Origin of the sequence: Borrelia parkeri (assembly GCF_023035815.1) — a bacterium.
GTDB lineage: Bacteria > Spirochaetota > Spirochaetia > Borreliales > Borreliaceae > Borrelia > Borrelia parkeri.
The window spans coordinates 758,522-770,625 of record NZ_CP073159.1 but is presented as its reverse complement, the minus strand read 5'-3'; the positions used below and the strand labels follow the sequence as shown (position 1 = coordinate 770,625).

The window sequence follows — 12,104 nt, the reverse complement described above, 5'->3', positions numbered from 1 at the left end:
ATTAATTCCTAATAAATTGACTTTGATCCTTAATCATATCGTATATATCATCATAAATATAAGGTGAACCTTCAACAGGAGACTTAATTAAATTACCTGCAATAAACTCAAAATACTTATTGAGCTTTGATTTTTTATCAAAATCAATAAATGGAATTCTATTATTAACAGATTCTCTAAAACTCTTTGCAAACGGAATAAAACCAATAAATTCTACTGGTATATTAATATTATTTTTAACAACATTGATTAAATTTTCACACATAGCTATTTCTTCACTAGATTCTATCCTATTTAGTATAACTCTAGGATAAAAACTGTTCATCATCTTTTTTATCTTAAGTGATGAACTTAAAGATATGACTTCAATTCCTGTAACTAAATCTTTAAACTTAACGTTTGTACCTTCTATTTTATTTTTAAAAAAATTACTAATATATTCACGTTCAGCGCTCTTTGGGGGAAACCCCAGATATAGAAGCCGATACAGTGCATTTTTCAAAAAAGAATAAGCGTTAAGTATGGAAGGAGTTTCTGGAACAGTAACGATTATACCACTGTAAGCTGATAAATAAAAATCCACTGTATTATAAGATGTACCTGAACCTAAATCTATAAAAACAAAATCAGCAACAAGATCTCTTTGAATCGAGTCTATTATTCTTTTTTTAATAGAAAAAGGAATATTGGCTGTTCCCGTATAAAGAGCATCTCCTGGAATCAGATAAAGCTTCTTATAAGGTGTTTTAATAATTAAACTTGAAAAATCTTTTTCACGCTTATTAATAAAGGAACCTATTCCAACACCAGTATTCTTAACACCTAAACATGTATGCAGATTAGACCCACCAAGGTCAAGATCAACAAGTATTACAGTTTTACCTAAACATGCAAGTTTATAACCAATATTAGCAACAAAAGATGTTTTTCCAACACCTCCCTTTCCACTTGCAACAGGAATAATCTTAGTCATCTAAAAATCCTATTAATCGTTTTTCCTATCTTTACTAAACTTTTTCATGAAATTAAAAAACCTTAAAAATCCTAATTTCTTGGAATTTTCCATGTAAGAAGCATCCTCTGATTTAGAAACTGATATTAAGTCTTTAATCAAATCCTTATTATTTGTAAAATTCTCAATTTTATCAGGCTTCCCACAAATTACAATTTTATCATCCTTTAAGAAAAAATAATCACCATCTACAAACTCATACCTAGAATTGCTTAAATTTCTAACAGCAATAACAGTAATGCCCTTCTCCCTTCTCAAGTCAGCCTCAAGAAGAGTTTTTCCTACATACTCTTTAGGAATAATAGTCTCAGCAACAATGATATCATGACCAACAATACTGTAAGTTGAAAGATTAGGCGATACTAATAGTGGGGTTAACCTTCTTGCAGCATCCTTACTTGGAAATATAATTTTTGTAGCACCAAGTGTTTTTAATATCTCAGCATCATCCCTATCTTCAGTTTTAACACATATCTCTTTAACACCTAAAAGATTACAATAATGAGTAACAAGAGCACTCTTCCCAAGATCATTATCAAAATCAATAATAACAGCATCAGTATCTACAGGTATAACTTTTTTTAAAGTATTTTTAGTAAATTGGTCTAAAATAAAGCTTTCTGTAGAAATAACATCATATTCCTCAACCAATTCCTTTGAAGTGTCAACAATAATAATTTGGCAATCAAGTTTACTCAAATTTTCAAGAACATGAATCCCTAAATTGCTAAGACCAATAATAACAAACGTTTTCACTCTTTCCTAACCCACTAAAATGTCTTGTCTTGGCCTTGTAAATTCTTCAAAACGAGATCTTCGTGAAACAAAAATTGCCATAGAAAAAAGTCCTATCCGACCTGCAAACATAGTAAAAATTATAATTACTTTACCTAAAAATGACAAATCCTGTGTAACACCAACTGACAAACCAACAGTACCAAAGGCAGAAAAAACTTCATATCCCAAATCAATAACTCTCCACTTTCCACCACTCTCAGCAGCAAGAAGAACAAAAAATGAAAAACACAAAATAAAAACAGCCCTTACAAAAAATAAAAGTGCAAATCTTATGCTATCAATTGAAACTTTATAAGAACCAATAATATAACCATTACCATCTTGCGATTTTATTACCGCAAGAATAATTAAAAAAAAGGTAGTAATCTTAATCCCCCCAGCAGTTGAACCTGGAGCACCACCAATGAACATAAATGGCAACGAAAGCATTTGGGTTCTACTTGTGATAAGAGAATTGTCAAGATAATTAAAACCAGCGGTCCTTGTGCTTATTGAATAAAATATTGAATTAAATATGAGAGTTCCAAGTGAATAACCTTCCTTAAGTTTATGCATTTCTGAGAAAAAAAATAAAATTGTACCTAAAATAATCAAAAAGAAACTCAGTAAAAAAACAATTTTAGCATGAAGAGACAACTTTTTCCGATATTTAATCGTATTCGTAATATCACGATATACCATAAACCCAAGTCCTCCACAAATAATCAAAATAGCAATAACAACTATTGCCTCAGGAACATCACGCCAAGCATAAATACTCTCAGAATGCATAGAAAATCCTGCATTACAAAAAGCTGAAATTGTTGTAAATAAAGCTTCAAGTAGTGAAATATTAACACCTCGAAGTCTAAAACACACTAATATTAACAATACTCCAATTAATTCAATTAAAAAAGTTACAAAAAGTATACTTTTCAAAATCTTGATGGGATTATACTCAATATTTGAAAGAGAATATTGTTTAATTATCCGAGCATCGGTTAAATTCAACTTACGCTTAGGAATAAGCAAATAAAAAGTAGCAATCGTTATAAAACCAAGACCCCCAAACTGAATCAATAACATTATGATGATAAAACCAAAAGTAGAAAAATTTTCCATCTTAACGGTAACAAGGCCTGTAATACTAACAGCAGATACAGATGTAAACAAAACATCTATGTACTCTAACTTTTTCTCACCATTCCAAGAAATAGGCAATGACAACAATAGAGAGCCTAGGAACATAATCAAAATAAAATAACTGAAAAGAAAAAACCTATCACTAAACTCAAATTTCAACATAAACAAATAAAATATAACAAAACATATAAGATATCATCATCAAACTTACAGGTCATTGAAATATTACCATAATTTTATTATTTTTAATACATGTTTGAAATTGAATTGAAAGCTTTTATTCCCAAAAATGAACTTAAAGAAATTTTAAAATTGGCTAATCAAAAATTCAAATTTATCAAAGAAGAAATCAAAGATGATACTTATTACTGTAACACAGAAAAAATAATTAGAATAAGAAAATTTAACACTTCAGAAGAGATTGTAACCTTTAAAATTAAATCTTTAGAAAATGACATAGAAATAAACAAGGAAATCGAATTTAAAGTAGACCAAATCAACAATTTTATATCTTTTCTAGAAGAAATAAATTTTAAATTTTTATACAAAAAAATCAAAAAAAGTCTAATTTATAAAAAAGAAAATTTAAACATAGAAATTAATGAAATTGAAAATCTTGGTTTTTTTTTAGAAATAGAAAAAATAATTTATGATAAGAATGAATTAAGTCTTGCCAAGACAGAAATTTACGAAACAATCAAAGAATTCAAATTACAAAACAATATTGAAAAAAAACCCTATTTTGAACTAATACTAGCTAATCAATCTAAAGTATAAAACCTTAAAATCTAAGCTCAGATATGACAATATAAACCCTTTATCTTCATATTTTGAAAACTGGGGCTTACAAACAGATTTTTGAAAAATTTCAGATTCATTAAAAAAATACCAAGTATCATCATCAAAATAAATAAGCCTGATATCATTACCATCTTCAAAAGTTAAAAACAAATCATTCCTATAACTTAAAATATCACTAGTTACTCCATCAATCTTAATATTTGGACTTATATTTTGCCACTTATCATATTGCAATGTAAATACACTAACAACAGGTCTATCCTTTGTTATATAACTTAAAACAACTTGGTCAGATTTAGAATTAGAAAGAATTTTGACAGAATTTGCTACATTTGCAGACTGAATATTTGCATTTCCCCAAGTTTTACCACTATCAATAATAAACTCAGAATTAACATAATCATTTACTTTATAATTATAAAAAATCCCCAGAAAAGGCTCAGAAATAATACCAATACTTGAAACATCATCAACATCAGCATTGCCTTTAGACACATAAGAATCCATGACACTATTCCAAATATTACTATATCCTTTATTTGCAACAAAGTTTACTTTATATTCATTGCCAATTTTCCTTAAGTAAGCTACATACAAATTATCTCTCTTATCGATGCCAATATTTACCAAAAATCCAATATTATCCCTAAATTTAGGACTAATATCAATCCACTTTCGACTATTAAATTTCTTGACTATAAGTTCGCTAGAAAAATCACTGGTATTCTTAGTCGTAAATACAACATATAATTCTCCTTTAGAATTAATTGCAAAATCAAAATATGCAATATCAGTAATATTATCATTAACAGCAGTACTTATATCAAACCAACCAATATTCTCAATAAATGAAGAAACCTTAATATCATCATCACCTTCTAGCTGATAAGCAAGATAAATACTGCGATTATAAGTCCTTAAAATATATCTTTTAAGCTTCGAGCCTAATTGAAAATTTGGCAAATCTTTTAATAAAAAAGTTTTATCTTTTTTCTTTATACCAGATATTTTAGCTCTTAAAGAGCTATCACTTATTATCGACAAATCTAAATCAGTAAGGACAAAATTAATATTTACATCCTCAGATGTGACATAGATCACAGCATAAAGAATATCTTTATTCAATTTAAGCTTGACATCTTTTTTTCTTATCTTATCTGTTATATATTTTTTATTAAAAATATCATATACCATATAGACAAAATCTGAACCTGAAGAAACATCAAAAGTTAAGATATAGTTAGAAGACTTGCTAACCTTTAGATAAACACTTCCCTTTCCACTTTCACTTGAAATACTTAAAGGCTTAACTTCCGTTAACATTTGCTTTAACTGAGCATGAGAATAAAAACCAATTAGTAACCAAATAAATATTAATAATACATTACTTCTCATATTTGCTAAGATACAAAAATATCACAACATAATCAATTAATGATATGACAGTTAGAAAGGCAGACATAGCATATATCATTCCAACAATAAAAGAAAAATTAAAATCTAGATTTAAAATTGAACTAATAAAATTCTCAATCAATGTAGTAATTCTCAACTTGTTTAAACTATAAAAAAAAAGACTAGCAAATGTTGCAATAGCATAGAATAACGACTTTATTTTACCCAAAAATTTAGCTTGTTGGACTATATCAAACTGAATAATTAAATTCCTAACAACACCAACAGAAAGTTCACGGTATATAAATATCATAAAAAAATAATATGGTGTAATCCCTTTATAAAAGAAAAAGGCAAAATATGTTAAATGTTGCAACACATCTGCATAAGGATCTAAAATCTTACCTACATTACTAACTAAATTATATTTTCTAGCAATATATCCATCAATAACATCTGTTATTTCATTAAAAATAATTAAAAACCAAATCAGAATTAAAAATAAATAAGAATTCCAAAGATCTTCAAGACATAATATAAATAAGATAACAAAAGATAATATAATTCTAAAAAAAGTTATTTTATTCGGACTCATTATACTTTCACTATTCAAACTATAAAATCTCCTTATTAGATACCTTTAATTTCACAAATTCAAGTGCTTCTTTCAGCTCAAGTCCATTAATCTGCTCATTTGTCCTGGTTCTAATCGAAATTTTTCCCTCTACTACCTCTTTTTCTCCCACAATAAACATATAAGGAACTTTTTGGGATTGATATTGTCTAATCTTTGCATTCATTCTCATATTACAATCATTATCAAGTTTTATTCTAATTCCTTCATTTTTAAAACGAGACAATACCTCCAATGCATACTCTTCTACAATATTGTTTACAGGAATAATTACAACTTGAAGAGGTGCCAACCACACAGGAAATGCACCACCATAATGTTCTACCAAAATTCCAAAAAATCTTTCAATAGAACCAAGAAGAGCTCTATGAATCATAAAAGGTTGCCTCTCCTTACCATCTTCTGCTGTATAAGTCATTTTAAATCTCTCAGGAAGATTAAAATCAAATTGAATTGTACTCATCTGCCATTCTCTCCCAAGAGAATCTATTATTTTAAGATCAATCTTAGGTCCATAAAAAGCTCCACCTCCCTCATCAATATCATAATCAATACCTAAATTAATCAAAGCTTCCTCTAAGACTTTCACAGACATTATCCAATCATCCTCATCCCCTACAGATTTTTCCGGCTTTGTAGAGAGATATGCTTTTAAAGCCGTAAATCCAAATTTATTCCACATATAAAGAGCAAATCTTAAAACCTCTTGGACCTCAAACTTAACTTGATCATAAGTACATATAATGTGTGCATCATCTTGAGTAAATCCTCTAACACGCATAGTACCATGAAGCGCACCTATCTTTTCATAACGATAAACCGTACCAAGTTCAGCCCACCTAAACGGCAAATCTCTATAAGAATGCCTACCGGTATTATAAATCGCAATATGAAATGGACAATTCATAGGCTTAACATAATAATTACTCTTATCCATCTCCATTTTCTCAAACATGTTTTCTTTATAAAAATCTAAATGCCCAGAAGTTTCCCAAAGCCAAGATTTGCCAATATGAGGCGTAAAAAGTATGTCATAACCATTCTTAAAATGCTCTTCTCTCCAAAAATCTTCTATTAAAGCTCTTATTCTAGCACCATTTGGATGAAAAAATATAAGACCAGGTCCTATTTCTTCATGAACAGAAAATAAATCAAGTTCTCGACCAAGTTTTCTATGATCTCGCCTTTTTATCTCTTCTCGCAACTTAAGATATGCTTTTAAGTCCTTTTCATTGTTCCATAAAGTCCCATAAATACGAGTAAGCATCTTATTTTTCTCATCGCCACGCCAATAAGCACCTGCAATACTAATTAACTTAAATGCCTTTGGATCAATTTTTCCCATATTATCAATATGGGGGCCTTTACAAAGGTCAGTAAAATTATGACTTTTATATATTGAAATCTCATCTGCAATATCAAGCTCATGAATTAAATCAATCTTATAAGGTTCATCTTTGAAAAGAATTAAAGCCTGTTCTTTAGTTATCACTTCCTTTACAAAAGAACTCCCTGTCTTTAGAATCTCTCTCATCTTTTGTTCTATTAACAAAAGATCATCTTCTATAATATGTTTTTCAAAATCAAAATCATAATAAAACCCATCTTTAATCGGGGGGCCTATAGCAATCTTAGTATTTGGAAATAATTCAATTACAGCTTCGGCCATAACATGCGCAATTGAATGTCTTTTTTTATAAAGAACGTCCTCTTTATCTAATTTCTCACTCATAATAACACCTTACAAACTCTAAGATTCTAAATTAGAATATCATAATAAACTTAAGAACTAACCACAGTTATAGATAAACAATAAATCTTCTCAATACAATATACAAAAAAATTTAGTAAAAAAACAGACAAAACAAAAAATGTAATAAAATTTTCTAATCCATAGTGACTATAGACTCAATATTAAAATAAAGAGCCATAGCCAAAAAGAAAGTAATAGTAGATGAACCACCATAAGATAAAAAAGGCAAAGGGATACCTGTAATTGGCAAGAGCCCTAAAGACATACCAATATTAAAAGAAGTATGAAAAAACAAAAGACCCAATACACCAGCAAGTACCAAAGACATATATTTATCTTTACTTTTATTCATTATTATTAAAATCCTAAAAAAAATAAGAAAAAATAATATCAAAACTACACTAACTCCCAAAAAGCCAAATTCTTCAGCAAGAATTGAAAAAATAAAATCTGTACTCTGAGATGGAACATAATTTGCATGAGTGTAAGGACCTTTTAAAAATCCCTTACCGAATATACCTCCAGAACCAATAGCAATTTTTACTTGATTTAAATTCCAACCAGCCCCTTTAAGATCGATATTTGGATCTAAGAAAACCAAAAATCTTTTAATTTGGTAAGGTTTCATGAACTTTGACAAAAATTTAGAAAAAAAAGCCGCAATTAGTAAAATTGAACTCATAAATAATATATAAAAATAAATAAGTCTAATACTGAAATTATACTTTGAAACAAAAAATCCTATAACAGAAGATAAAAACACCAAAATTAATACTAAAAAAGCTAATTGAAAATAAAAATTATTAGAAAAAATCAAATATAATACATTTCCCATATTTGCCTTGTATTCATACCAAACAGGCAATACCACAAAAAGAAATGAAAAAAATCCCGTTAACGCAAAATACAAAATATAGTGTATATCTATACCAGCAAAAAAGGAAATAAATATAAACATATTCAAATAAACTACAGCAGTACCAAAATCAGGCTGTAAAAATACAAATAAAATAACAGGCACAATTAAAATAAAAGCAAAAATAAAAACAAAAAAATTATGATATTCATTCCTACTACTATAGAACTTAGCAAGGGTCAAAATACTAATAATCTTACCAAACTCTGAAGGTTGTCCACCTAATTTCCAAATTCCAATCCAAGATCTAGCTCCATTAACAGTAACACCAAAAAGCGCAGTAAAAACCAAAGAAGCAACCAATAAAAAATACAAAGGATAGATCATGCCATGTATAATCTTAAGATCATATTTTCCTATTATAAAAATTACACAAAATCCACCAAGAACCCATACAATTTGTTTGATATATTCAATCTTCATCAAAGAACCATTAGAAGTATAATCACTAGAATATATAAGCAAAACTCCAATAAAAGATATCATTACCAAACTAAATAATGTTAAACTATCATAACTTTTTCTAAAAACAGCCATTTACTTTACCTAATATACCATGGTCTATACTCTTTAAGAATATCCTCATAACTCTGATTAGCAAAAATCCCTTGCATCATTAAATCTACAGATTTAGCAGACCACATATTATCTGTATTACTTCTTCCTTCAACCAAACTAAAAATAACAACTTGTTCACTAGGTGCAGCATTATAAGGAGCAAGAGCAACAAAAGAACTATTTTCAAGTCCAGTAACACCAGTTTGACCTGTACCAGTCTTTCCTAAAACCGCAACAGCTTTTGTAAGAACTGAATTTCTAGCAGTACCATAAGTTATAACATTTCTCATATATTTTTTCAAAAACTTAAAAGTATTTCGACTAATAATATCTGTTTTCTTAAGGACTTCAGGAACATTTTCAATAATAACTTCATTAGTACTACCATTTAAAATCCTATTAACAATTCTTGGTTTATAAATAACACCTTCATTTGCAATCATAGCTATCATATTGGCAATCTGCATAGGGGTAGCATTTAAAAACCCTTGGCCTATTGAAAAATTGACAGTATCGCCACCTACCCAAGGTTGATTAAAAATTTTTTCCTTCCACTCAGAACTTGGAAGAAGTCCTGAAACCTCATTTGGCAAATCAATCCCGGTTTTTTCACCAAATCCATACTCTTTTGCATACTTAAAAATTTTCTCAACACCAAGATACTTAAGTCCCAATACATAAAAATAAACATTACATGAATGAGCAACAGCATGTTCCAAATCGACATAACCATGACCACCTCGTTGCCAACAATGAAACACTCTATTGCCTACTCTAAAATATCCCGGACAATAAATTTTTCTAGCCCTGTCAAGGACCTTTTCTTCTAATAACGCTGTGGTCAAAACCAATTTAAAAACAGATGCAGGGGGATAAACTGATTGTATTGCCCTATTTAGAAAAGAATAATCTTCTTTAGAATGCTTATTATAAACATCATTCATGGAATAGTAAGGATAATTATGCAGTGCTAAAACACCACCTGTTGAGGGTTTTAACACTACCACAGTTCCATACCTTTTACCTAAAGTGTGCTTAGCAAGCAGTTGAATATCCTTATTAATATTTAAAACAATATTATTACCAGGGGTCATATGCTCTATAATAGAACCACTATCTATTTTTCTTTCTCTAGAATCTACCCTATATTTAATTAAACCTTCCTTCCCTCTGATATAACTATCATAAATGTGTTCAATGCCTAATTTTCCTATTGTAGAATTATTATCATACCCTTTAACATTATAAAAAGAACGAAGTTCCCTTTGATTAATCCTACCAACATACCCAATAGGATGAGAAAAAGAATCATCTACCAAATAATTCCTTTTAAAAGAATATGTCCATAAAAATGCAGGATAATAAATTCTCTTCTCAGCAACTCTAAACAACATTTCTGGACTAAGTTCAACTATTTCTACATCCTTCAAATATCCTCTAGGAGCCTCAATTTTAGAGAGAATAAGTTCTCTTTCAATACCTAAAATACTTGATAAAAAATCTAACATCTCGTCCCTATCCTCAAGAGACATGCCATAATATTGTTCCAAACTAATCTTTAAAACAAATGCTGTAAGATTATTTGCAAGAACATTAAAGTTTGAATCTAAAATTTCACCCCGTGAAGCCTTAATTTTTTCAACTCTAGATAAAAGAACTGTTGCTTCTCTATCATAAAACAAGTGTTTTCCAATCTGCATTTTAAATAAAGTAAAAAGATAAGAAAAAAAAACAAAAAATAAAAGCAACAGGCCAAACATATATCGGCCCTTCAAAATAACTTTCATTTTAATATTCCTCTTTAATAGTATAAATATTTCTCGTACAATAATTTAAAATTGGATACAAAAAATTTAAAAAAACTATATTTATAACAATATTAAAATCAAATATCGAATAATTGAATCCTTTAAGATCAATAAAATCTGCAAAAGTCATTGCTACAAACCAAATAACAAATTTTGAAAAAATAAAAAATATTGTTATACTAAACATGCTCTTTGGAACAATCAACTTAACTTTTTCAAGAAGATAAAATATCAAAACATAACTAAAAACAAAAAAGCCAAGTGGCAAACCATTGAAATATTCCATAATAAAACCATGTAAAATACTTGAAATTAAACCTATATTAAAAACAAAGTTTAGAGAATTAAAAATTAAAATAATTAAAAATATATCTATTGAAAAAGAAAAATTAATATCACAATAATATTGAAAAACTTGTCCCAAAAATATACTAACAATATAATAGAGTATAAAAGATATCACTTTTCTATCCTCTGATTACCCTTAATTAAAAAAACATATTCTAACTTATCTAAAACTATGATAGGTTCTATTTTAATACTTAAAAGAGAGTTATATTCAAGAACATCAAAATGAGTAACTTTTCCTATATAAATTCCACTAGGATAATCACTAAATCCAGCAGTAACAACCGAGTCTCCAATCTTTAAAGTATTTTCGGCTAATTTATTAACATAATTCATCTCAAGAACTTCACCATATCCCTTACCCTCAACTAGACCAATGAATTTGCTATTTTGAATTCTTGCAGAGACAAAATTTTCATAACTGGTTAAAGGTAAAACTCTCGCAGTATCCGCATAAACCTTAACAACTTTGCCAACAAGACCACTAAACCCATCTTGATAAGCAACAGCTATCATATCTTTTTGAACACCATCATTATAGCCTTTATTAATAGCCATTAAAGATGAGACATTTGCATAGTTTAAGTAAATTATTTCAGCTGAAATAAAATCATTAGAATGTACCGAATAAAATCCAAGCTGTTCTTTAAGCCGGGCATTTTCCTGTCTTAACACTTGTACATTCTGAATTACTATCTCAAGTTGCTGTATTCTTTTCTTATAAGCTTCTATTGTCTCACCATAATCTTTATATTCATTTATCGCCTTAAAAATACTAGAAATAAAATTAAAAAACTCATGCACATTGCGTTGAATATACGAACTTAAAGTAAAAATAAAAAAATCGTCTCTTTTATTGATCTTAGAAGCACTTGAATCATAGAGCATAAGAATGATAGCAAATATTAATACACTAAGTACCTTAATAAAATTCTTGAAATTAACAAGAAACTTCATAT

Annotated in this window: 11 protein-coding genes; 1 reads left to right on the top strand and 10 read right to left on the bottom strand. The window is 28.5% G+C overall.

The annotated features are described in order from the left end of the window. Window position 1: 1 nt before the first annotated feature. From bpSLO_RS03680 to bpSLO_RS03670, 3 genes are read right to left on the bottom strand one after another with little or no spacing between them, the layout of a single operon-like run. Complete coding sequence (locus bpSLO_RS03680; RefSeq protein ID WP_025407316.1) at window positions 2-973, bottom strand: P-loop NTPase; 972 nt, start codon at window positions 971-973, stop codon at window positions 2-4. A 12-nt stretch (window positions 974-985) separates the two neighbouring features. Then, complete coding sequence (locus tag bpSLO_RS03675) at window positions 986-1,768, bottom strand: potassium channel family protein (RefSeq protein WP_025375706.1); 783 nt, start codon at window positions 1,766-1,768, stop codon at window positions 986-988. A 6-nt stretch (window positions 1,769-1,774) separates the two neighbouring features. Beyond that, complete coding sequence (locus bpSLO_RS03670) at window positions 1,775-3,094, bottom strand: TrkH family potassium uptake protein (RefSeq protein ID WP_025375705.1); 1,320 nt, start codon at window positions 3,092-3,094, stop codon at window positions 1,775-1,777. 90 nt (window positions 3,095-3,184) lie between these two features. Here bpSLO_RS03670 and cyaB point away from each other — a divergent pair, with 90 nt between their 5' ends. Beyond that, the gene (cyaB, locus tag bpSLO_RS03665; RefSeq protein ID WP_025375704.1) at window positions 3,185-3,709 is read left to right on the top strand and encodes a class IV adenylate cyclase; all 525 of its coding nucleotides are present in this window, start codon (window positions 3,185-3,187) and stop codon (window positions 3,707-3,709) included. On the opposite strand, the gene bpSLO_RS03660 is transcribed toward cyaB, so the two are convergent. From bpSLO_RS03660 to mreC, 7 genes are all read right to left on the bottom strand, one after another. Next, window positions 3,686-5,128, bottom strand: coding sequence for a hypothetical protein (locus tag bpSLO_RS03660; RefSeq protein WP_025375703.1), 1,443 nt, complete (start codon window positions 5,126-5,128; stop codon window positions 3,686-3,688). The genes cyaB and bpSLO_RS03660 overlap by 24 nt on opposite strands. After that, window positions 5,118-5,723, bottom strand: coding sequence for a CDP-diacylglycerol--glycerol-3-phosphate 3-phosphatidyltransferase (pgsA, locus tag bpSLO_RS03655; RefSeq protein ID WP_038447984.1), 606 nt, complete (start codon window positions 5,721-5,723; stop codon window positions 5,118-5,120). Before pgsA ends, bpSLO_RS03660 begins: the two co-directional genes overlap by 11 nt. Before the next feature lie 19 nt (window positions 5,724-5,742). Next, the gene (thrS, locus tag bpSLO_RS03650; protein WP_025407317.1) at window positions 5,743-7,494 is read right to left on the bottom strand and encodes a threonine--tRNA ligase; all 1,752 of its coding nucleotides are present in this window, start codon (window positions 7,492-7,494) and stop codon (window positions 5,743-5,745) included. Window positions 7,495-7,648: 154 nt separating this feature from the next. Beyond that, window positions 7,649-8,968 (bottom strand): rod shape-determining protein RodA, encoded by a 1,320-nt coding sequence (rodA, locus tag bpSLO_RS03645; protein ID WP_025407318.1) that lies wholly within the window; start codon window positions 8,966-8,968, stop codon window positions 7,649-7,651. Window positions 8,969-8,973: 5 nt separating this feature from the next. After that, window positions 8,974-10,776: a penicillin-binding protein 2 gene (gene mrdA / locus bpSLO_RS03640; protein WP_025375699.1), complete on the bottom strand. Its 1,803-nt coding sequence runs from the start codon at window positions 10,774-10,776 to the stop codon at window positions 8,974-8,976. A gap of 1 nt (window position 10,777) precedes the next feature. Next, window positions 10,778-11,260, bottom strand: a complete 483-nt coding sequence (locus bpSLO_RS03635) for a hypothetical protein (protein WP_025375698.1) — start codon at window positions 11,258-11,260, stop codon at window positions 10,778-10,780. Then, a complete protein-coding gene (gene mreC, locus bpSLO_RS03630) occupies window positions 11,257-12,102 on the bottom strand; it encodes a rod shape-determining protein MreC (protein ID WP_025375697.1) in 846 nt (281 codons plus the stop codon). Before mreC ends, bpSLO_RS03635 begins: the two co-directional genes overlap by 4 nt. Between the last annotated feature and the right edge of the window lie 2 nt (window positions 12,103-12,104).